This window comes from Cupriavidus sp. USMAHM13 (assembly GCF_001854285.1).
Taxonomy (GTDB): domain Bacteria; phylum Pseudomonadota; class Gammaproteobacteria; order Burkholderiales; family Burkholderiaceae; genus Cupriavidus; species Cupriavidus malaysiensis.
This window is the reverse complement of sequence record NZ_CP017752.1, coordinates 243,994-263,850: the sequence shown is the minus strand read 5'-3', so window position 1 is coordinate 263,850 and position 19,857 is coordinate 243,994. Positions and strand designations below refer to the sequence as shown.

Annotated in this window: 19 protein-coding genes and 1 pseudogene; 11 read left to right on the top strand and 9 right to left on the bottom strand. The window is 69.1% G+C overall.

Translation table 11 applies throughout. The features are described from left to right. Nucleotides 1–75: 75 nt before the first annotated feature. The 3 genes from BKK81_RS19580 to BKK81_RS19570 form a co-directional block, all read right to left on the bottom strand. The gene (locus BKK81_RS19580; RefSeq protein WP_071016952.1) at nucleotides 76–492 is read right to left on the bottom strand and encodes a hypothetical protein; all 417 of its coding nucleotides are present in this window, start codon (nucleotides 490–492) and stop codon (nucleotides 76–78) included. A gap of 87 nt (nucleotides 493–579) precedes the next feature. Beyond that, nucleotides 580–1,260, bottom strand: a complete 681-nt coding sequence (locus tag BKK81_RS19575) for an HAD family hydrolase (RefSeq protein WP_071016950.1) — start codon at nucleotides 1,258–1,260, stop codon at nucleotides 580–582. Between the two features lie 88 nt (nucleotides 1,261–1,348). Next, nucleotides 1,349–2,110 carry a GntR family transcriptional regulator gene (locus BKK81_RS19570; RefSeq protein WP_083384276.1) on the bottom strand — a complete coding sequence of 254 codons (762 nt, stop codon included), beginning with the start codon at nucleotides 2,108–2,110 and terminating at the stop codon, nucleotides 1,349–1,351. Between the two features lie 89 nt (nucleotides 2,111–2,199). Here BKK81_RS19570 and BKK81_RS19565 point away from each other — a divergent pair, with 89 nt between their 5' ends. Then, nucleotides 2,200–2,970: an SDR family NAD(P)-dependent oxidoreductase gene (locus tag BKK81_RS19565; protein WP_071016948.1), complete on the top strand. Its 771-nt coding sequence runs from the start codon at nucleotides 2,200–2,202 to the stop codon at nucleotides 2,968–2,970. Between the two features lie 76 nt (nucleotides 2,971–3,046). After that, nucleotides 3,047–4,237, top strand: coding sequence for an acyl-CoA dehydrogenase family protein (locus tag BKK81_RS19560; RefSeq protein ID WP_071016946.1), 1,191 nt, complete (start codon nucleotides 3,047–3,049; stop codon nucleotides 4,235–4,237). Between the two features lie 31 nt (nucleotides 4,238–4,268). Here the strand turns inward: BKK81_RS19560 and BKK81_RS19555 are convergent, their stop codons facing one another. The 4 genes and pseudogenes from BKK81_RS19555 to BKK81_RS19540 form a co-directional block, all read right to left on the bottom strand. Further along, a complete protein-coding gene (locus BKK81_RS19555) occupies nucleotides 4,269–5,447 on the bottom strand; it encodes an AAA family ATPase (protein ID WP_071016944.1) in 1,179 nt (392 codons plus the stop codon). A 251-nt stretch (nucleotides 5,448–5,698) separates the two neighbouring features. Continuing rightward, nucleotides 5,699–6,245, bottom strand: a pseudogene (locus BKK81_RS34455) (enolase C-terminal domain-like protein); the annotation flags it as partial. A 135-nt stretch (nucleotides 6,246–6,380) separates the two neighbouring features. Continuing rightward, nucleotides 6,381–6,857, bottom strand: a complete 477-nt coding sequence (locus tag BKK81_RS19545) for a hypothetical protein (RefSeq protein WP_071016940.1) — start codon at nucleotides 6,855–6,857, stop codon at nucleotides 6,381–6,383. A gap of 151 nt (nucleotides 6,858–7,008) precedes the next feature. Next, the gene (locus BKK81_RS19540) at nucleotides 7,009–8,817 is read right to left on the bottom strand and encodes a peptidoglycan D,D-transpeptidase FtsI family protein (RefSeq protein WP_071016938.1); all 1,809 of its coding nucleotides are present in this window, start codon (nucleotides 8,815–8,817) and stop codon (nucleotides 7,009–7,011) included. Nucleotides 8,818–9,227: 410 nt separating this feature from the next. Here BKK81_RS19540 and BKK81_RS19535 point away from each other — a divergent pair, with 410 nt between their 5' ends. Continuing rightward, a complete protein-coding gene (locus tag BKK81_RS19535) occupies nucleotides 9,228–9,728 on the top strand; it encodes a flagellar basal body-associated FliL family protein (protein ID WP_071016936.1) in 501 nt (166 codons plus the stop codon). Between the two features lie 232 nt (nucleotides 9,729–9,960). Next, the gene (gene pstS, locus BKK81_RS19530; protein WP_071016935.1) at nucleotides 9,961–11,007 is read left to right on the top strand and encodes a phosphate ABC transporter substrate-binding protein PstS; all 1,047 of its coding nucleotides are present in this window, start codon (nucleotides 9,961–9,963) and stop codon (nucleotides 11,005–11,007) included. Nucleotides 11,008–11,059: 52 nt separating this feature from the next. Here the strand turns inward: pstS and BKK81_RS19525 are convergent, their stop codons facing one another. Further along, a complete protein-coding gene (locus BKK81_RS19525) occupies nucleotides 11,060–11,314 on the bottom strand; it encodes a hypothetical protein (RefSeq protein WP_071016933.1) in 255 nt (84 codons plus the stop codon). Between the two features lie 195 nt (nucleotides 11,315–11,509). Here BKK81_RS19525 and BKK81_RS19520 point away from each other — a divergent pair, with 195 nt between their 5' ends. The 7 genes from BKK81_RS19520 (at nucleotide 11,510) to BKK81_RS19490 (ending at nucleotide 18,937) form a co-directional block, all read left to right on the top strand. Then, nucleotides 11,510–12,439 carry a LysR family transcriptional regulator gene (locus BKK81_RS19520; protein ID WP_071016931.1) on the top strand — a complete coding sequence of 310 codons (930 nt, stop codon included), beginning with the start codon at nucleotides 11,510–11,512 and terminating at the stop codon, nucleotides 12,437–12,439. Between the two features lie 256 nt (nucleotides 12,440–12,695). Next, nucleotides 12,696–13,958: a serine hydrolase domain-containing protein gene (locus BKK81_RS19515; RefSeq protein WP_071016929.1), complete on the top strand. Its 1,263-nt coding sequence runs from the start codon at nucleotides 12,696–12,698 to the stop codon at nucleotides 13,956–13,958. 88 nt (nucleotides 13,959–14,046) lie between these two features. After that, a complete protein-coding gene (locus BKK81_RS19510) occupies nucleotides 14,047–14,379 on the top strand; it encodes a DUF2322 family protein (protein WP_071016927.1) in 333 nt (110 codons plus the stop codon). Nucleotides 14,380–14,497: 118 nt separating this feature from the next. Then, the gene (locus BKK81_RS19505; RefSeq protein WP_156811395.1) at nucleotides 14,498–15,364 is read left to right on the top strand and encodes a GntR family transcriptional regulator; all 867 of its coding nucleotides are present in this window, start codon (nucleotides 14,498–14,500) and stop codon (nucleotides 15,362–15,364) included. 349 nt (nucleotides 15,365–15,713) lie between these two features. Further along, nucleotides 15,714–16,601 (top strand): IclR family transcriptional regulator, encoded by an 888-nt coding sequence (locus BKK81_RS19500; protein ID WP_083384712.1) that lies wholly within the window; start codon nucleotides 15,714–15,716, stop codon nucleotides 16,599–16,601. A 226-nt stretch (nucleotides 16,602–16,827) separates the two neighbouring features. Continuing rightward, nucleotides 16,828–18,084, top strand: coding sequence for an MFS transporter (locus tag BKK81_RS19495; protein ID WP_071016923.1), 1,257 nt, complete (start codon nucleotides 16,828–16,830; stop codon nucleotides 18,082–18,084). A gap of 145 nt (nucleotides 18,085–18,229) precedes the next feature. Next, nucleotides 18,230–18,937 carry a hypothetical protein gene (locus tag BKK81_RS19490; protein ID WP_231908174.1) on the top strand — a complete coding sequence of 236 codons (708 nt, stop codon included), beginning with the start codon at nucleotides 18,230–18,232 and terminating at the stop codon, nucleotides 18,935–18,937. A 34-nt stretch (nucleotides 18,938–18,971) separates the two neighbouring features. Here the strand turns inward: BKK81_RS19490 and BKK81_RS19485 are convergent, their stop codons facing one another. Then, nucleotides 18,972–19,829: a hypothetical protein gene (locus tag BKK81_RS19485; protein WP_071016921.1), complete on the bottom strand. Its 858-nt coding sequence runs from the start codon at nucleotides 19,827–19,829 to the stop codon at nucleotides 18,972–18,974. Between the last annotated feature and the right edge of the window lie 28 nt (nucleotides 19,830–19,857).

Here is a 19,857-nt window from a genome sequence, read left to right as displayed (position 1 = left end):
GAGGCGAGACCGGCTTGATGGCACCGGCTGGCCGATGTACGGCGCGAGTCAGGATGTCCGGGGCCATCCGGTGGTTCAGTCGCTGGCTCTACCGTGCGGGTCCTGATGAAGCGGCGGCATTCGCGCTGGGGCCGGATCGGCCGGCGGCGCAATCTTCATCCGCACGTCTGGCGAGATCTTGCCCTGTCCCCTTTGCTGCGGGATATATGCGCCGGAAAACCCAGGGCCGCCATCGGTGCGCTGGCAGATCACGACGTCCATCGAATTCGGGCCGGGCGTCGGTTCTCCCTGGTGCGTGACGTCGATGCCGCCATGCTTCCGGCACCAGCGCGCGCGCCGCGCGTCGTCTTCCGGCGATGACGGCATGCCCGGCTTCGCGCGGGCGCCGTCCGCCTGCTGGCTGCCGGGGTCCGGGGCCGGCTGGCCCTGTGCCGTGGCCAGCGGGAGCAGGGTGGCGAGCAGGCCGATGATGGCGTGAGGCAGGGAGGACATCCGATCTCCTTCGAGTACGCGGTCAGCGCATGGGCGCAAGCAGGCGGGATGGCGCTGTCCTGTGGCCGGGACGGCGCTGCGCCTGCCTCAGGCCATCCCCACCCCGCCACGGCCGGCAAACCACACCGGCACATGCTCCACCGCCTCATCCAGCCGCCCCAGCAGGCGGAAGCTCATCCCCGCGACTTCCTCGGTCGGCAGCTTCAGGTCGGGCACGGTGACCACCCGCATGCCGGCGCGATCCGCCGCGCGCGCGCCGTTCTCGCTGTCTTCGAAGGCCAGGCAGGTGGCCGGCGCGGCCTGCAGCCGGCTGGCGGCGAGCTGGTAGACGGCGGGGTCGGGCTTGCCGCGCGGCACTTCGTTGCCGCCGGCCAGGGCGCGGAAGAAGCCGAGCACGCCGACCTGGTCGAGGCGGGACTCGATCTCCTGGCGGTTCGACGATGAGGCCACGGCGCAGGGGATGCCGGCCTCGGCCAGGGTGGTCAGCAGGGTGTGCGCGCCGGGCTTGAGCGGGAACAGCGGTGTGTCGGTCGGCGCGTGCAGGCGCTGGCGCACGCGCGCCTGGGCCTCGCGGAAGAGGCTTTCGCTGCCGAGCATGGTGGTCAGCATGGCGAAGCATTCGGGCGCGGCGCGGCCGACGATCTCGAGGTAGCGCGCCGGCGCGATGTCGACGCCGAAGTCGCGCGCGACGGACAGCCAGGTGTCCATGATCGTGCGCTCGGAGTCGATCAGCAGGCCGTCCATGTCGAAGATTGCTGCAGAGAACATTGGGTCCAACCGTGAGGCTCGATGGGTTGCGCGGCGCATGGCCGCGAGGGTTTGCCGTGATGCCGCGGCCGCCCTGCCGCGGCCAAGCCTAGCGCTTTGCCGCGCGGGTTGCGGGCGAGGTTGCCGCCTCCCTTGCTGTTTCGACGCCGATGGCTTCCCTGACGTTCCGCACATGGGCCGTTCCCGCCGCATCGGCCGCCTCGGCCCGTCCCGCCAGCACGGCCTCCGCGATCACCCGGTAGTCCCGCAGGCGCAGGGCCTGCAGGGAGCCCAGCCGGTGCTGGGCGTAGACGATGGGCATCTGGATGGCCGGGAACAGGCGCCGCAGTTCGCGGTTGCCGCTCATCTCCAGCAGGGTGCGGTAGAAGCGCCGTCGCGCCGAGGCGAAGGCGGCGCTGTCATGCGCGGCGTCGGCGTCGGCGAGATCGTCGATGGCCTGGCGCAGGGCCGCGGCGCAGTCCGCGTCGGCGCTGCCGCGCGCGGCGCTGCGGGCGAGCAGGCCGGTGATGCGTTCGGCCACGTCGAGCACGTCGAGGGTGTCCTGCGGGCTCAGCGCGCGGATGGCGGCGCTGCGGTGGCGCGGCAGTTCGACGATGCCTTCGGCGGCCAGGCGCTGCAGGGCTTCGCGCACGGAGTTGCGGCCCACGCCGAAGTGGGCGGCGAGGTCGGTTTCGACCAGGCGCTGGCCGGGCACGAAGCGCTGCAGTTCCAGGCCGTTGACGATGCCGTAGAAGACGGTGTCGGAGGCGCTGCCGTCGCCGGCGGGATCGAGCCCGGGGGCGGTGGTGTGGTCGCTGGCCGGACGGGGTTCCTGGGGTGGTGCGGAGGTGGGGAGGCGGCGCGGAGGCATCGGGGCATTGTAGCCGAGGGCCGGATGGGGCTGGCTTCTTCCTATTAAATCGTCCTACAATCTGCGGGAACAATTGTCAGGAGGCAGGCATGCCGGTGGTGTCGGAGCAACTTCGGGGCAAGCGCGCCCTGGTGACGGGGGCGTCGAGCGGGCTGGGGGCGCATTTCGCGCGCGTGCTGGCCGCGCACGGTGCGGAGGTGGTGTTGGCGGCACGCCGGGCGGAGGCGCTGGAAGCGCTGGCGCGCGAGATCGGGGCCGCCGGCGTCGTCGGCGCCGGTGGCGCGGTGCGCTGCGTGGCGCTGGATGTGACCGATGCGGCATCGCGTGCCACGCTGGCCGACGCGGCCGGGCCGGTGGATATCCTGGTCAACAATGCCGGGGTGGCGCGCGAGGGCGCGGCCCTGCGCCATCCGGAGGCCGACTGGGATGCGGTGATGGACACCAACCTCAAGGGCCTGTTCTACGTGGCGCAGGCGCTGGCGCCCGGCATGCGCGAGCGCGGCGGCGGCAGCATCGTCAACGTGGCGTCCATCCTGGGGCTGCGGCAGGCCGGCGGGGTGGTGTCCTACGCGGTGTCCAAGGCCGGCGTGGTGCAGCTGACCAAGACGCTGGCGCTGGAGTGGGCGCGCTATGGCATCCGCGTCAATGCGCTGGCGCCCGGCTACTTCGACACTGACATCAACCGCGGCCTGTGGGAGACCGAAGCCGGCAAGGCGATGATCCAGCGCATTCCGCAGCGGCGCCTGGGGCAGCTGGAGGACCTGGACGGTCCGTTGCTGCTGCTGGCTTCCGACGCCTCGCGCTACATCACCGGCTCGGTGCTCGCCGTCGATGGCGGGCACCTGGTCAACACGCTCTGAGCCGGGATAGGACCCGATCCCCGCTCCCCCATCCCTGCTTCCTATCGTGAAGACAGACATCGAGAGAAGGACAGCCATGTTCACCCCTTGCCCCACCGAACGCAGCCGCATCATCGCGGACCGTGTCGAAGCCTTTGTGCGCGACGTCGTCATTCCCTACGAGCGCGATGCGCGCCTGGGCGCGCACGGTCCCTCCGAGGACCTGGTGCACGAGCTGCGCGCCAAGGCGCGCGCGGCCGGCGTGCTGACGCCGCATATCCTGGCCGACGGCAGCCACCTGAACCAGCTCGAGACGGCCGCCGTGCTCAAGCGCTCGGGCCTGTCGCCGCTGGGCCCGGTGGCGGTCAATACGATGGCGCCCGACGAGGGCAATATGTTCCTGCTGGGCAAGGTGGGCACGCCCGCGCAGAAGCAGCGCTTCCTCGAACCGCTGGTGCGCGGCGAGGCGCGCTCGGCCTTCTTCATGACCGAGCCGGCCGAGGAGGGTGGCGCCGGGTCCGATCCGTCGATGCTGCAGACCACCGCCGTGCTCGACGGTGATACCTGGGTGGTCAACGGCCGCAAGATGTTCATCACCGGGGCGGAAGGCGCCGCGGTGGGCATCGTGATGGCGCGCACCGGCAGCCCGGACAAGGTGCAGGCGACCATGTTCCTGGTCGACCTGCCGCATCCCGCCATCCGCATCGAGCGCGTGCTCGATACCATCGACAGCTCGATGCCGGGCGGCCATGCGCTGATCGCCATCGATACGCTGCGCGTGCCGCAGGACCAGGTGCTGGGCGAGGTCAACGAAGGGCTGCGCTATGCCCAGGTGCGGCTGTCGCCGGCGCGGCTGTCGCACTGCATGCGCTGGTTCGGCGCCACCGCGCGCGCCCATGAGATCGCCGCCGGCTACGCCACCACGCGCAAGGCCTTCGGCAAGCTGCTGATCGACCATGAAGGCGTGGGCTTCATGCTGGCCGACAACCTGATCGACCTGCAGCAGGCCGCGCTGATGATCGACTGGTGCGCCGGCGTGCTCGACGGCGGCTCGCTGGGCACCGCCGAAAGCTCGATGGCCAAGGTGGCGGTGTCGGACGCGTTGTTCCGCGTGGCCGACCGCTGCGTGCAGATCCTGGGCGGCCTGGGCGTGTCGCGCGATACGGTGGTCGAGCAGGTGTTCCGCGAAGTGCGCGCCTTCCGCATCTACGACGGCCCGACCGAGGTGCACAAGTGGTCGCTGGCGAAGAAGCTCAAGCGCGAGTTGCTGGCGGGGACGGGGCATTGAGGGGAGCTTGCCCCTTCCCGTCCCCACGGCGCTAGCGTATTTCCGGCTCGGCCGCAGGCGGCCATTGTCCTGTCGCCTGCAGTTCGCCGAACCATGCGTGCATGGCGGCATCGTCCGCCGAGTACTCCCCTCGTGCCGACTTCCAGATCAGCGCCGGCGTCCGCGCCCGCAGGCTTTCGAGCGCGGCCTGCACTTTCTGCGCGGTGATGCTGAGACCGGCGCACTGCTGGCGGTAGAACGCCAGCGCGTCTGCATCATAGGGACGGAAATTCTGGCCGACGGCCAGGATGCGCCACAGCACGGCTTGCTCCAGCGGCTTCAGGCCCAGGTAGTCTGAGCGCATCTGCGCCGCATCTTGCGCCCGCTTTTCCTTTGCCGCGGCCAGCACGCCTTGCTCGAACCCCTCGCCGCTCGTGGACTCCAGGGGGTTCAAGGCTTGGCCGATGGCTGCGTGGAAGAACTGGGGGCGCTGGCCGAAGAGCTGGAAGGCTTCGAGCAGCGTGAGGTGGTCGACGGGTTTCAGCTCAGGCCGCTGGGCTTCGATCAGCGCGGTCACATGGTCGACATAGCCCTTGCCAAGCGTTGGCATCTTGTGGATGGACGAACCGTAGAACGGCGCTCCATTGGTATTGACCAGGCGTAGCAGCTTGTCGCGATCCGAGCCGGACATGACCAGCATGAGGGCGACCTCCGCGGGCGTATTGAGCTGGTCGCGCGCTGACTTCAGCGCTGCCATGGCCGTCTCCCCCGCCTCGCTGGTCAGGGCATGCTGTGCTTCGTCGATGATCAGCGCGATGGGGCGTCCGGCGGTTTCGTGCAAGGTGCGCAGTGCCTGGACCAGGGTTGTGCCGTCGATCTTCCCAATACCCGAGGTGTCGACCTTGAGCGTGCCGGCGATGGTCACGCTTGCCAGGCCGGCCTTCCTGGCGGTTTTCGCCACGACGCCCAGATGCTGTTGGAGTTCGCGCGCAATGGCTTCGGCGATCAGGTCGCCCGGGTCGCGGCGCTGGTCGGACCAGAGATCGGTGTAGATCACGAGCACGTTGCGTGACGCCAGTTCGGGTTTGAGATCGTGTTGCAGGAACATCGACTTGCCCGTGCGGCGGGGTGCGGCCAGGAACAGCCCGTTCTGGGCGTCGCCGAACACAGCCCTGCCTTCGAGCTGGTCCGCCAGCTCTGCCGCCAGCGATGGCCGTGCGAAGTAGAGCATGCTTTTATCCTCTTTTATCCAAGGTTCAATAATTTATTATTCTGAGGATAAAAGTCAATAAATGCATTGTTAAGTTATCTATAAGGCATATTTATGCGATGCGGCCCTTTGCCCGACGAGGAGCCAGGGGCAGTGCACGGATCGGCGCGCCAGCCGGGGCGGCGGCTGCCTTCCCCTGTCCGCCCTGCCTCAGGCCCCCGCGCCGAATACCCGCCGAATACCCGCCGAATACCCGCTGCATCCCCCCCCCAGGCCTCCCCATGCCCCTCGAAGCCGATGCCAGGCGCCTGCGGCAGCGTCGCCATGCCGGCGTCGACACAGCTGCCGTCGGCCGCGCCGCGGAAGGGCGCGAAGGCGAGTGGATTGACCTCGGCCCCCCCAGCCCCAGGGCTGCCACCACGTGCAGCGCGAACAGGTGCCGCCGTGCGGCCAGAAGGCGTGGCGCGGCCAGCCGCCGGCGGCGAGGAGGGCGTCGAGGATGCGCAGGTGGCCCGGCAGGCCGTAGCAGTGCGCCGGGTCGAACACCAGCACGCCGTGCGCGCGGCGCAGGCCGCCGTGGCGGTCGAGCAGGTGAGCCTCGGCGTCCGAGAAGAGGGCCTCGCCGGCGGCGATGGGATGAGGGTGACACGCGGCCACAGCGGCCTGGGTGTCAAAGTCGAGCGGGTCGCAGAGGTCCTCGAACCACCAGAGTCCGTACTCACATAGCGCATCGGCCGCGGCCGGCGCGGTGTCGGCGCGATAGCTGTTCATGGCGTCCAGCGCCAGACAGGCGCTGCCGGCCAGGCGGGCGGCCGTCGCGCACCGCGTCGGTGGTGATGGCCAGCAGGTTGGTGGTCAGGCCGCCGGCGGGCAGGAGGGATCGTCGTAGCGCGAGACCGGGATGGGGTGCTCGCGGATCTCGGTGATGCGCATCGGAGCCCTCGGGCCCGGAGGCTAGGTCGCTCGGGCGCGTCCAAGCAGAGCGGTCACCGTTGCGGCTGGGACATGGAATGACTTCAGTGCTGGTGATGCCGGCGAGCGGGCTCTGGCGAGGTGGGTCGTGATTTGGACGTTGGCACCGATGGTGCTCCCCTGGGTAAGGATCTCCCCGACCCTGGCCTTGGGGATCAGGAAGAACACGTACGGCGCATCGTCCAGGTACTGATTCGGATAGCGCATGTCCTTTTCGCCGACGAGAACGAGGAAGTCGAAGCTTTTCCCCTTGTCTTTCCAGCCGAGGGGTTTGCTCCAGTTCCAGCGCCTGGTTGCCGCTCGCGCGACTGGTGTGTTCAGTTTGCTGAATTTCACCTCGACGGTGACGGAGCCACCCACGACGATATCGTGCTCAGCCGCAAAGTCCGTCAGTTCTCCGCCTGTAAGGTCGGCGACCAGCGTTTCCCCCTTCATGCCCTGCAGGACGGCCGTATGCATGCGCAGGAAGGACAGCTCGCTTTCCAGCGCAGAGACGCGCGCCCGTAGCGCGGTTCTCGGTTTCCAGGTCGCTTGTCATGATCGTCACGATGGGCACGCATGGGAGCGGGGGCGCCTGGCGTGGCCGGCCCGGCCACGCGGGGATCCTGCTTCAGGCGTGGCCGCCCAGCGGCCCGCCGGGCTTGCCGGCCGGCAGGTTGTCCTGCGGCATGTCGGTTGGCGCCGCCAGGATGGCGCCGGGCTTGAACGGCAGGTCGGGGCGGATGCCCAGCAGCGGCAGCGCCTGCGAGGCGATCTCGGCGAAGGCCGGGCCGGCGGCCTGGCCGCCGAAGTGCTGCGAGGCCTTGGGTTCGTCGATGGACACGGCGATCACCAGGCGCGGCGCGGACAGCGGCGCGAGGCCGACGAAGGAGGCGCGGTACTTGGAGTGGTCGTAGCCGTGGGCGCCGGCCTTGTAGGCGGTGCCGGTCTTGCCGCCGATGCTGTAGCCGTCGACCTGGGCGGTGGTGGCGGTGCCGCCCACGCTGACCACGCCGGCCAGCATCTGGCGCATCTCGGCGGCGGTCTTGCTGTCGATCACGCGCACGCCCTTGGTTTGCGCGGCGGGGTCGCCCTGGAGGATGGTGATCGGGGCCAGCATGCCGTCGTTGGCGAAGATGGTGTAGGCGCGCGCGAGCTGGAACAGCGAGGCCGAGATGCCGTAGCCGTAGGCCATGGTGGCCTGTTCGATGGGGCGCCATTTCTTGAACGGCCGCACGCGGCCGGTGACCGCGCCGGGGAAGCCGAGCTTGGGCGCCTGGCCCAGGCCGATCTCGGTGAACATGTCCCACATCTCTTCGGCGTGCAGCATCGTCGAGACCTTGGTCATGCCGATATTGCTGGACTTCTGGATCACGCCGGCCGCCGTCAGCACGCCGTTGGCGCTGTCGTCGGTGATGGTGGCGCCCTCGAACACGTAGCGGCCCGGGCCGGTGTCGATCAGGGTGGCAGGCGTGAGGCGGTGCAGGTCCAGCGCCAGCGCCATGGTGAAGGGCTTGAGGATGGAGCCCGGCTCGAACACATCGGTGAAGACGCGGTTGCGCAGCTGCTCGCCGGTCAGGTGCTCGCGGTCGTTGGGGTTGTAGGTGGGCAGGTTGGCCAGCGCCAGCACCTGGCCGGCCTTGACGTCGATCACCACCGCCATGCCGGCCTTGGCGCCGGTGCGCTCCAGCGCGTTCTTCAGCGCCTGGTAAGCGACGTACTGCACGCGCGTGTCGAGCGTCAGGCGGACGTCGGCGCCCACGCGCGCCGGCGTGGAATCGTCCAGGTCCTCGATGGTGTGGCCGATGCGGTCCTTGATGACGTGGCGCACGCCCGAGCGGCCTTCGAGCTGGGTTTCCTCGCCCAGTTCCATGCCTTCCTGGCCCTTGTCCTCGACATTGGTGAAGCCGACCACGTGGGCGGTCACTTCGCCTTCGGGGTAGAAGCGCTTGTACTCGCTGCTTTCGTAGACGCCCGGAATGCCGAGCGCCTCGATCTGCTTGCCGACCTCGGGCGAGACCTGGCGCTTGACGTAGACGAACTTGCGCTCGCCGATCAGCTTGCTGCGCAGTTCGCGCACCGGCATCTCGAGCAGCTTGCCGGCCTGGGCCAGCTGCTGGTCGGGCAGGTCGGCGGGGACTTCGGCGGGCACGGCCCAGATGGTGCGCATGGGCAGGCTGGTGGCCAGCACGTGGCCGTCGCGGTCCTCGATCTTGCCGCGCACGGCGGGCATCACGATGGCGTGCTCGTAGCGCTTTTCGCCCTGGGCGATGAAGAAGCTGTTGCCGGGGCCGGCGATCCAGAAGGCGCGGGAGACCAGTCCGCCGAAGGCGAGGGTGATGAAGCCGACCACCAGCTTGGAGCGCCAGAGCGATGTACGGGTCTGCAGCACGGGGCTGGCTGAGAACTTGACGTTCCTGTTCGGGCGGTTCCTGTGCATGGCGATCGCGGGGAGGCGGCTACGGCATTGTATTTTCGCGAGATCGTAGCATGCGGGCAGGCCGCGTGGCCGCGCCATCGGCCGCTTTGCGCGCAGTGGCGTGCGAAGTCGGCTGGGCGCCGCCCTGCGCGGCGCCCAGGGCTGCCGGGGCGTTGCGTTATTGCCATGCAAGGTGCGCCGGGACGGGCCGCCCGCGCCGGCGCGCCGGACTCAAGCCGGGCCGCTTCCTGCCGTTAGACGATGGTGCGCCGATGATGTGCGGTACATGTGCCGAGCATGTGTTGAACATGTGTTGAACATGTGCTCCGTATGTACCGAGCATGTGCTGCCCATGTTGCGGGTACGCACCATGCATGCGCGGACCGGTGGCGTCCCGGTCCCGCCTTTTCGTTCACCAAGACCACCTTACGATGTCCAAAGCTGCCACTCTCCAATCGAAGCCGACGTCCACCGCACCGGGTGCCGGCAAGACCGGCACGCGCCTGCTGCTGGCCGTCCTGGCCGTGCTGCTGGTCGTCGCGGCCGCCGGCGCGGGCTACTGGTGGTGGGGGCTGCGCGGCAAGGCGGCGGGCGCCGCGCCGGCACCGGCCGCGGCGCCGGCCTACCTGCCGCTCGATCCGCTGGTGGTGAACCTGAGCGACGACGGCTCGGCGGCCCACCTGCTGCGCATCGCCATCACCCTCAAGCTGGCCGGCCCCGACGCCAAGGAGGCGCTGACCGCCCGCATGCCGGAGATCCGCGACCGCGTCCTCAACACGCTGGCGAGCCAGCATGCCGACCGCATCGTCTCCGCCGAGGGCAAGGCGGCGCTGCGCGAGGCGCTGCTGGCGCAGGTCGCTGCCGTGGCCAAGGGCAGCCGCGCCGACGGGCAGGTCGGCGAGGTGTTGTTCACGGAATTCGTGGTGCAGTGACGGACGCTCCCGCGGGGCGCCGGCCGGCCGGGGACAACGCCGTCCTGTGCAGCGCCCCGCGGCGTCCTAGAATGGCCCTATCGCTGCCTCGGAATCGCCGCGCCGCCTGATCGCGATCGCGCGGCACCCGGCGCGGCACCCGGCGCGGCGCGGGCCGGCCTGGCGTACCGGTGCGCCGATGCGGCCGCGGATCCTGGATCCTGCAAGAGCAAGAACAAGCGGAGGTGCCGGCATGGACCGTTCCGACCTGAGCGGCGCCGCGCGGCGCTGGCTGCCGGGCCTCATCCGGCGGTCGTTGTTGTCCCTGGCGTTCCTCCTGCCTGCTGCGCACGGCAGCGAGATCACCGGCGCGGGCTCGACCTTCGTCTACCCGGTGCTGGCCAAGTGGGCTGCCTCCTATTACTCCAAGACCGGCAAGGCGGTGGACTACCAGCCGATCGGCTCGGGCGGCGGCATCCAGCAGGTCAAGGCCGGCTCGGTGACCTTCGGCGCGACCGACATGCCGCTCAGGCCGGAGGAACTGCACAGCGCCGGGCTGGCGCAGTTCCCGCTCGTGGTCGGGGGCGTGGTGCCGGTGGTGAACCTGGACGGCATCCAGCCCGGCCAGCTCCACCTCACGGGGCCGCTGCTGGCCCGCATCTACCTGGGCACGATCAGCAACTGGAACGATCCGGCCATCGCCGCCGACAATCCCGGCCTGGTCCTGCCCGACCGCAAGATCGTGGTGGTCCACCGCAGCGACCTGTCGGGCACCACCTTCAACTGGACCGATTACCTGTCCAAGGTCAGCGATGGCTGGCAACGCCAGGTCGGCGCCGGCACCACGGTACGCTGGCCGGTCGGCTTCGGCGCCAGCGGCAGCGATGGTGTGTCGCTCTACATCCGTAACGTCAAGGGGGCGATCGGCTATGTCGAGCTGACCTATGCGTTGCAGCGCAAGCTGGCCTACGCCGCGGTGCGCAACCAGGCGGGCGTCTTCGTGCAGCCGACCTGGGATAGCTTCAGTGCGGCGGTGGCGTCGGCGCAATGGACGCCGCAGCAGGACTTCTACCAGGTCATCACCAACGCCTCCGGGGACAAGGCCTGGCCCATCACCGGGGTGGTCTACGTGCTGATGCAACGCCGCGGCAAGAGCGCGGGCGATGCCAGGGACGCGCTAGCCTTCTTCCGCTGGGTGCTGCAGGAGGGGCAGGCGGACGCCGACCGCGAGCACTATGTGGCGTTGCCCGAGCCGCTGGTCAGGCAGGTGGAAGGGTATTGGAGCGAGGCGTTCCGCTGAGGGCGGCGGGCACGCGCAAGGCGCGCCGGTATGCGGCCTGCCGCGCCGCGCCTTACAGCGGTGCGCGGTCGGTCGTTTCGTAACGGGCGCCGTCGCTGTAGCTGTCGAACCTGGCGGACTTGGCGCCGTCGACGAAGGTGTCGAACTTCGCGCCGCTCTTGGCGCCGTCGGTGTAGACGTCATAGCGGGCGGTACGGGCGCCGTCGCTGTAAGTGTCGAATCTGCCACTCTTGGCCAGCGCCGGAGCGGCCGTCAGGGCGGCGGCGATGGCGGTGACGACGATCAGGGCGTATTGGTAGGTCTTCATGGCTCACTCACTCCGTTTCTTCAACGGGATGCCGCGTCTTGTATTTGGTCTGCTGCATTGCGACATCCGATGGCGGAATATTAGGCGTTTCCCTTATTTCAATAAATGCTGGCGGCGGAAATGATTGGTTTTGTTTTTGACAATAAATAGGCCGCGCTACGGAAAGAATTCCGGGACGGGCCGGGGGACTGTGCCATGGATCGTCTGCAATCGATGCGTGTCTTCACCAAGGTGGTGGAACTGGGCAGCTTCGCCCGTGCGGCGCAGCAGCTCGAAATGTCCAACGCCGTCGTGACCCGCTACGTGGCCGACCTGGAGAGCCACCTCGGCACCCGCCTGCTGAACCGCACCACGCGCAGCCTGTCCCTGACCGACGCCGGCGAGACCTATCTGCAGCGCTGCCAGCAGATCCTGGAAGACCTCGACGAGGCGGAAGGCCTGGTCACCGCGCGCAGCCAGTCGCTGTCGGGCACGCTGCGGCTGGTCACACCGGTGATGTTCGGCCTGCACCTGCTGCCGGCCTTGATGGCGCGTTTCCAGCAGCGCTACCCCGAGGTGGTCTTCGACGTGATGCTGTCCGACCGCAATGTCGACATCGTGGAGGAGGGGCGCGACGTTGCCGTGATGCTGTCGGACCTGGGCCTGGGCCCGCACCTGGTGGCGCGGCCGCTGGTCTCGGCGGAGATCGTGATGTGCGCTTCGCCCGGCTACCTGCGCGCCCACCCGCCCTTGACCCACCCGCGCGAACTGAGCCAGCACAGCTGCATCGCCATGCGCCTGACAGGCCTGGATACCGAGTGGACGCTGACCGGCCCGGAAGGCGAGCTGACGGTGCCGGTTCGGGCCAGCCTGCTTTGCAGCAATGCCGAACTGGCCCACCAGGCTGCCCTGGCCGACCTGGGCGTGGCGATGCTGGGCTCCTACGTGGTGCGGCCCGAGATCGAAGCCGGGCGGCTGGTGCATGTCCTGCCGCAATACCAGCTGCCGCGCCGCGACGTCAGCGTGGTCTACCCCAGCCGCAAGTTCCTGCCGACCAAGGTGCGGGCCTTCATCGATTTCCTGGTCGACGAGGCGCGCGTCGGCGCCAAGATGGGCGTGCGCGCGGCGGTGCCGGACGTAGCCTGAGCGCTCTTCCTTTCCTTCTCCCTGACAGCCTGATTACCTGGTTGCCTGGCTGCCTGATTGCCGTGGCTGGCTTGCCCGAGGCCTGGAGCAAGTGCTTTGTCATGCGCAAAGATGCTATCATTCTATTTTTAGAATGACTTGATGCGGCAGCAACGTGCGCCGGAGCGCGAGGGGGCATCCGTCTCCTTCCGTCCGTTTCACATCCGTTTCCCGTTCGTTCGGGCCGGTGCCAGCACAGAACACAGGAGAAACACAGATGACCAAGGCAGAGCGACTGGGGTTTTCGGCCGGACGGCTGGCGGCGTTCGATGCGTGGCTGGATGCGCGCTACGTGGCGCCCGGCCGGCTACCGGGCGCGGTCACGCTGGTGCACCGGCGCGGCGAGCTCGTGCACCGCAACGTAATCGGCTCGATGGACCTGGAGCGCGCCCGGCCCATGCGCGAGGACGCCATCTTCCGCATCTACTCCATGAGCAAGCCGGTCACCAGCGTGGCGTTCATGACACTGGTCGAGCAAGGCCTGGTTGCTCTCGACGATCCGGTCTCCCGCTTCATCCCGGCGTGGAAGCATCTCGGCGTGGCCGTGGCCGGCGCGCGCAGCCTCGGCGGTTTCCACACCCGCCCGCTTAACCGCGAGATGCTGGTGGTGGACCTGCTGCGCCATACCGCGGGCCTGACCTATTATTTCCAGGCCCGCACCAATGTCGACGCGGCCTATCGCGAGCTCGCCCTCGGCGAACCGGACAATCCGACCGGGCTGGCCGGCATGATCGAGAGCCTGAGCCAGCTCCCGCTCGACTACTCGCCGGGTGAAGCGTGGAACTATTCGGTGGCGACGCATGTGCTGGGCTATCTGGTCGAGACGATCTCCGGGCGGCCCTTCGCCGACTACCTGCAGGAGGCGGTCTTCGGCCCGGTCGGCATGCCCGACACGGGCTTCTTCGTGCCGGACAGCAAGGCCGAGCGCCTGTGCGCCTGCTACAGCCCGGCGCCCGGAGGCGGGCTGGCGCTGCAGGACGACCCCGCGCACAGCAGCTTCCGCCGCGTTCCGGCCCTGGCCTCGGGCGGCAGCGGCCTGGTGTCGACCGCCCACGACTATCTTCGCTTCTGCCGCATGCTGCTGGCAGGCGGCTCGATCGACGGGCAGCAGGTACTGAGCCCCAAGACGGTGGCGCTGATGACGATGAACCATCTGCCCGGCGGCAACACGCTGGACAGGATGTCGCGCTCCAGCTTCAGCGAGGCGGTCTATCCGGGGCTGGGTTTCGGCCTCGGCTTCGCTGTCACGCAGGATGTGGCCGCCACCATGATGCCGGGCAGCGCGGGGGATTATTTCTGGGGCGGCGGCGCCAGCACCAGCTTCTGGATCGATCCGGTGGAGGACCTGGCGGTGGTGTTCATGACCCAGCTGCTGCCGTCGACCGCCAGCCAGATCCGCCGAGACCTGCGCCACTGGATCTACGGCGCGCTGAGCGAGAGCGAAAGCGACGGCGGGGCGCGCCGGCGGCCGGCTGCCTGACGCCGGCCGTCCCGGGCTCGATCGGATAAGATACGGCCCGCCGCGCCACGCGGCGTGACAAATCCATGGAGTGAATTCAGTGACTGCAGTGATCCAGCCGAGCCATGTGTTCAAGGACAACCTCGCCCAGCTTCCCGCCATCGACGGCATCGAGCGCATCGAACTGGTCGACGCCGGCGGCGCGGTGAGCGCCAGCATCGAGAACGTGCCGGGCAAGCAGGGCTCGCTGGCCGTGTACCACTACCTGCAGCAGGCCTTCGGCGCGCTCGACGCCAAGGCGGCCGAACACGGCCTCGCCGTGTTCGCCGAGCACACCGCCGACGCGCGCAACCGCCCGGGCGCACACCCGAACGTCGATCGCCTGCTGGCGATCGTGGCCGGCGGCGAGCCGCTGGGCCTGCGCGTCGTCGCCAAGGCCTGAGCGTGACCCGGGGCGCTTGCGCCCTGCCGGTCCCGTCCGCAGCAGCCTGCCGGCGCGCCGGCAGGCCGGGAATCCGGCCGGCGGCGCCGCCCAGGCGTGAATCCGGGAGCTTGTGATCTTGAGCACATTGCAGAAGTCCGGGCGCAAGGGTGTCGCCCTCTACCTCCAGATCGCCAGCCTGCTGCGAGGACGCATCCTGCAGGGCGAATGGAAGCGCGGCGACCAGCTGCCGACCATCCCGGAACTGTGCGCCGCTCACGGCGTGGGTACCATCACCGTGCGCCAGGCGCTGGCCCGCCTGAGCGACGAGGGACTGGTGAGCAGTGCCCAGGGCCGCGGCACCTTCGTCACCGCCGACGTGGTCTCGCCGGCGGACAACGAACGCTTGCGCCACGCAATCAATGACCCGCTGCGCCTGGCGCCGGGCCAGGCCATCCGTGTGCTGCTGCGCGAGCCGGTCGACGCCTTGCCCGCGGCGCTGCGCACCGGGCAGCCCGAGCACCCGCCTTATCTGCGCATCCGCGCCCTGCACCTGCACGACGGCGAGCCCTACGGCGTGATGGATAGCTATGTCGCGCGGGAAACCTATGCGCGCTTCCCGGCGGGCAGCGACGAGCGGCACAAGATCGGCTACCTGGTCCGCCAGTACAACCGCATCCCGCTGGACAAGGCCCGCCAGGAAATCACCGCCGCCTATGCCGACCAGGAAACGGCCGACCTGCTGGCCGGCGGCGCAGACTGCAGCATGGCCGACATGCTGGTGCGCGTCCGGCGCTGGTGGACTGCGCGCGACGGGCGCATCGCCTATGCCGGCCTCTACCTCTATCGCGCCGACCGCTTCGTGCTCGACGTGACCCACGACCTCACCGACGGTGACGGCGGCCATGAGGCCGGCCGCAGCATCGACCTGGTGCCCGCCCCGCGCCAGGACAAGCCGCCGGCGCGCACCGCCGCCGCAAAGCCCCGGCGCAGGCTCGGGAACTAGCCTGCCGGGTCTTCCGCTTCTTCCGTTCGCGCAAGACCCATCGGGCCAGCTGCCTTCGTGGCAGGCCTTCTTCCCCCACACATTTTCTTGCTCCCCATTTCGGTCCGCATTGCGGACCATTCATTGTTCTAAGGGCTGCGCCAGCGCCTCCATCGCATGGAGGCTGCAGCACATGGATAGCGGGATTTCGCCTTAATATTGCCTATTTCTATGGTTATCGGACCTATTGTTGCGGGATGGATCGATATACGCCGGCATTCGCAGGCATTTCCTTCGCGGCAGTGTCTCCGTTATGATGGTCCGCTATGCGAACCGAAATTTGAAATTCGTTGACATGGAGTTTTTCGCTATGACAGCATCCGGTCCAAGCAAGGGATCCACCGGCAGCCGGGTGGCGGGTGGCCGCCGACGTGGCGCCGAGGCGGCGCCGAAGCCGAACTACGAGCAGCGGGACATCACCCGTTTCGACGACGCCGCGGACAAGGACCGCCAGTTCGTCACCGCGCTGGCGCGCGGACTGGAACTGCTGCGTTGCTTCGGCGCGGGCGAGCGCCACCTCGGCCTGTCGGAGCTGGCGCGCCGCGCGGGCCTGCCGAAGGCCACGGTGGCGCGGCTGGCGGGCACGCTGGCCAAGCTGGGCTACCTGCGCTACAGCGAGGCGCTGGGCAAGTACAGCCTCGGCACGGGCGTGCTGTCGCTCGGCTACGCGATGCTGTCGAACCTCGACATCCGCGACGTGGCGCGGCCGCTGATGCAGGAGCTGGCCGAGCACGCGCGCGCCTCGGTGTCGATCGGCGTGCGTGACCGGCTCTCGGTGGTCTACATCGAATGGGTACGCAGCAGCGCGCCGATCACGGTGATGCGCGGGATCGGCGTGCGCCTGCCGATCGCCACCACGTCGATGGGGCGCGCCTACCTGGCCGCGGCCGGCGACGCCGAGCGCGACGAGGTGCTGGAGCAGGTGCGCCTGCAGGACGCCGAGGCGTGGCCGCGTATCCGCCAAGGGCTGGAGCAGGCCCGGCAGGAATACGCGGAGCGCGGCTTCTGCCTGTCGGTCGGCGACTGGGACAAGGACATCGCCAGCGTCGGCGTGCCGTTCACCGCGCCGGATGGCACCCGCATGGCATTCAATTGCGGCGGCCCGGCCTTCGTGGTCAGCCGCGAGATGCTGGAGAACGAGATCGGCCCGCGCCTCGTGGCGCTGGTCAAGCGCGTGGGCACGGCCCTGGGCCGGTGACACGCGCAGCAGTGCAGGACAGCAGGCGATCGGCGCCTCCTGGCAGCCCCTTGCCCCGTGCGGGCAGGGCGGAGGCGGGGCGCCGCCCGCAGCAGAGGAACGGACGCCGCGCGCGTACCGGTCCCGCCGCCGGGTCATGGTGATGACACGTGCCGCAGTCCGCCCGCATCGTCGGATCCGCTGGATCTGGCCGATCGGGAGGCAGGCGCGTCCTTTGGAGGAGTAGATGGAAGTGGGTTTGACCGGCCAGCGCGAACTGGCCGCACGCGACCGGGTATGGATCGCGGTGTTCGTTTTCGCCTTTCTCGGGCTGATGGTCGATGGCGCCGACCTGATGTTCCTGTCCTATAGCCTGTCCAGCCTCAAGCAGGAGTTCGGCCTGTCCAACGTGCAGGCGGGGGCGCTCGGCAGCATCACGCTGGCGGGCATGGCCTTCGGCGGCATCTATGGCGGCTGGGCCGCCGACCGCTTCGGCCGCGTGCGCACGGTGGTCTGGACCATCCTCGTCTTCTCGCTCGGCACGGCGGCACTCGGCCTGACCCATGACTTCTGGCAGTTCGCGGTGTTCCGCTTCATCGCCTCGCTCGGCCTCGGCGCGCAGTACGTGGTGTGCAACACGCTGATGGCCGAATACGTGCCCACGGCGCGCCGCACCACGGTGCTCGGCACGCTCCAGGCCGGCTGGTCGGTCGGCTACGTGGTGGCGACGCTGCTGGCCGGCTGGATCCTGCCGTCCTTCGGCTGGCGCTGGCTGTTCTTCCTCGCCATCGTGCCGGTGGTGCTGGCGGTGCTGATGCAGCGCTATATCCCCGAGCCCGCGAGCTACCTCGCCGCGCGCGCCAGGGGCGATCTCGCGCGGCGCCGGGGCAACGCCGGGCCGAGCGCGATGCAGCGCATCTTCGGCAATCCGGCGCATCGCCGCATGTTCCTGCTGTGGTCGCTCACGGCGGGCCTGCTGCAGTTCGGCTACTACGGCGTCAACAACTGGATGCCGACCTACCTCGAGAAGGAACTGCACGTGAAGTTCTCCTCGATGACCGGCTATATGGTGGGCACCTACCTGGCGATGATCTTCGGCAAGATCGCGGCCGGATGGCTGGCCGACAGGTTCGGCCGCCGCGCGGTGTTCGCCATCGGCGCGTTCGGCTCGGCGGTCTTCCTGCCGGTCATCGTGCTGTATCACTCGCCGGCGAACATCGTCTACCTGATGACGATCTTCGGCTTTCTCTACGGCATTCCGTACGGCGTGAACGCTACCTACATGACGGAGAGCTTCGAGGCCAGCATCCGCGGTTCGGCGGTGGGCGGCGCCTATAACGTCGGCCGCCTCGGCGCGGCGATCGCTCCGGCGGCGATCGGCTTCATCGCGACCGACGGGTCGATCGGGCTCGGCTTCCTGGTGATGGGCGGTGCCTACTTCCTGTGCGGCCTGCTGCCGGCGCTCTGCATCAAGGAAAAGCTCTACGATCCGCAGCAGGCCTGACGGCACTGCGGGCGGGACGCATCCGCTCCGGGCGGGGCATCCGGGCATCGGAACATCGGGCCGGCGCGGCGCTGGACGGCTTCACTCAAGCCGTGCGGCGCCGAGGCCGTAAAATCCTGCGGATACCGATTGGAGATGTTCCCGAATGAAGAAGGCATTTTTCCTCGCCGCCGTGCTCGCCACCTCGCTGGCCCAGGCCGCCACCGGCCATGCCGCCGGTAACACGGTCGGCAATGCGACCGGCAATGCGACCGGCAATGCGACCGCCAATGCGACCGGTCGTGCGGCAGGCAATGCGGCCGGCACCGCCGCGCCGGCCAGGGGCGCCGTCGCCTCGGCCGCCTCGGCCGCCGCCGCCGGCAACGTGGCGGCTCCGCTCGGCCTGGAACTCGGCAAGACCAAGTGCGCGCGCCTGACCTCCACGCAGAACCACGTGCGCAGCGGCAAGACGCCCTGGGCCGGCGGCGACGCGATCGAGATCAAGAACCTGGCCCGCTTCAACCTGCCGGGCCTGACCCGCGCCATCGTCAACTGCGACGACCAGGACAACGTGGCCCTGGTGACGCTGACCTTCGAGCGCACGGTGCTGGACGAGGTGAGCGGCAAGCTGGATGGCCGCTACGAGGCGAAGCGCAAGACCGAGTCCGGCGCACAGAACGGCTATGCCGAGTGGACGGCCGCCAACGGCAGCCTGGAATTGCTCTCAGCGCGCGATGGCCGGCAGTTCACCGTGGCCTACTGGGCCAAGAATGCCAAGGCCAGGTATTTCGCCTACAGCGCCGCCGCCGACAAGAAGCAACCGGCCGCCTCCGCGCCGGCGGCGAAGGCGCCGGCCCAGCCTGCACCACTCTGACGCCGGCGCCAACGCCCGACATCAACGCTAGGCACTAGCGCCCGACGTACTGCCCGTTGACGAAGCGGCAGTTCGCGCTGGGCCCGTAGAGCTGTGACAGCGGGAGGAACTGCATGCCATTCATGGTCTGCACGCCGACCATCGGCAGGCGTACCTCGAACACCGCGCCGCAGTTGGTCTGGGTGCCGATACGCACGCGCGCGCGCATCTGCGCGGCTTCCTTCTGGATCGCTTCCTCGCGCGCCTGGCGCGCGGCGCGCTCGGCCGCCTGCTGCTGCTCGCGGCGCTGCAGCACCTGCTTCCAGCGCTCGTCCAGGCGATCCAGCTTCGCCACGAGCTCGGCCTTGCCCGGCTCGTCCAGGAACACCACTTCACGCAGATTGCTGCCCGCGCTCGGAATGGCACGGTAGTCGTTCATCAGATCGGAGCCGGGAGCGCGGCCCGGCTCGCTGCGCATCAGGTCGGCATCCGTGATGGCGGTAAGTATCCCGCCCAGGTCGCGCCGGTAATCGCTGCTGCCGAACGGGGAGCGCTGCGTGCAGGCCTTGCGCGTATCGCAGGCCAGCCAGGCCACGTTGTTGCCATTGAAGTCGACGTCGTCGGTGATGCTCTGCCCGGATTTCAGTACCAGGGTGACGCGGTAGGTGGTGCTGCGGCTGGGGCGCACTTCCACCACCGTGACGCGGGCGATGTCGCGGGCGTTGTAGGCCTGGCCGCGCATCTCGAGCGCCAGCACCGCCTGCTTGTCCTTGCTCCAGCCCCAGCTGCTCCAGGAACCGCCGCGGGCCTGGTAGGCGATGCGGTTGTCCTCGTAGACGTTCAGTGTCGAAGCCAGCCTCGCGGCCTTCTCCTGCGGCGTCGGGGCCACCGTGCAGCCCTGCAGCCAGACCATGGCAGCGCCACACGCGGCTGCCGTCAAC

Coding starts and splice junctions, on each gene's coding strand:
- BKK81_RS19580 (WP_071016952.1), bottom strand. CDS start 492: ATGTCCTCCCTGCCTCACGCCATCATCGGCCTGCTCGCCACCCTGCTC.
- BKK81_RS19575 (WP_071016950.1), bottom strand. CDS start 1,260: ATGTTCTCTGCAGCAATCTTCGACATGGACGGCCTGCTGATCGACTCC.
- BKK81_RS19570 (WP_083384276.1), bottom strand. CDS start 2,110: ATGCCTCCGCGCCGCCTCCCCACCTCCGCACCACCCCAGGAACCCCGT.
- BKK81_RS19565 (WP_071016948.1), top strand. CDS start 2,200: ATGCCGGTGGTGTCGGAGCAACTTCGGGGCAAGCGCGCCCTGGTGACG.
- BKK81_RS19560 (WP_071016946.1), top strand. CDS start 3,047: ATGTTCACCCCTTGCCCCACCGAACGCAGCCGCATCATCGCGGACCGT.
- BKK81_RS19555 (WP_071016944.1), bottom strand. CDS start 5,447: ATGCTCTACTTCGCACGGCCATCGCTGGCGGCAGAGCTGGCGGACCAG.
- BKK81_RS19545 (WP_071016940.1), bottom strand. CDS start 6,857: ATGCATACGGCCGTCCTGCAGGGCATGAAGGGGGAAACGCTGGTCGCC.
- BKK81_RS19540 (WP_071016938.1), bottom strand. CDS start 8,817: ATGCACAGGAACCGCCCGAACAGGAACGTCAAGTTCTCAGCCAGCCCC.
- BKK81_RS19535 (WP_071016936.1), top strand. CDS start 9,228: ATGTCCAAAGCTGCCACTCTCCAATCGAAGCCGACGTCCACCGCACCG.
- pstS (WP_071016935.1), top strand. CDS start 9,961: ATGGACCGTTCCGACCTGAGCGGCGCCGCGCGGCGCTGGCTGCCGGGC.
- BKK81_RS19525 (WP_071016933.1), bottom strand. CDS start 11,314: ATGAAGACCTACCAATACGCCCTGATCGTCGTCACCGCCATCGCCGCC.
- BKK81_RS19520 (WP_071016931.1), top strand. CDS start 11,510: ATGGATCGTCTGCAATCGATGCGTGTCTTCACCAAGGTGGTGGAACTG.
- BKK81_RS19515 (WP_071016929.1), top strand. CDS start 12,696: ATGACCAAGGCAGAGCGACTGGGGTTTTCGGCCGGACGGCTGGCGGCG.
- BKK81_RS19500 (WP_083384712.1), top strand. CDS start 15,714: ATGACAGCATCCGGTCCAAGCAAGGGATCCACCGGCAGCCGGGTGGCG.
- BKK81_RS19495 (WP_071016923.1), top strand. CDS start 16,828: ATGGAAGTGGGTTTGACCGGCCAGCGCGAACTGGCCGCACGCGACCGG.
- BKK81_RS19490 (WP_231908174.1), top strand. CDS start 18,230: ATGAAGAAGGCATTTTTCCTCGCCGCCGTGCTCGCCACCTCGCTGGCC.
- BKK81_RS19485 (WP_071016921.1), bottom strand. CDS start 19,829: ATGGTCTGGCTGCAGGGCTGCACGGTGGCCCCGACGCCGCAGGAGAAG.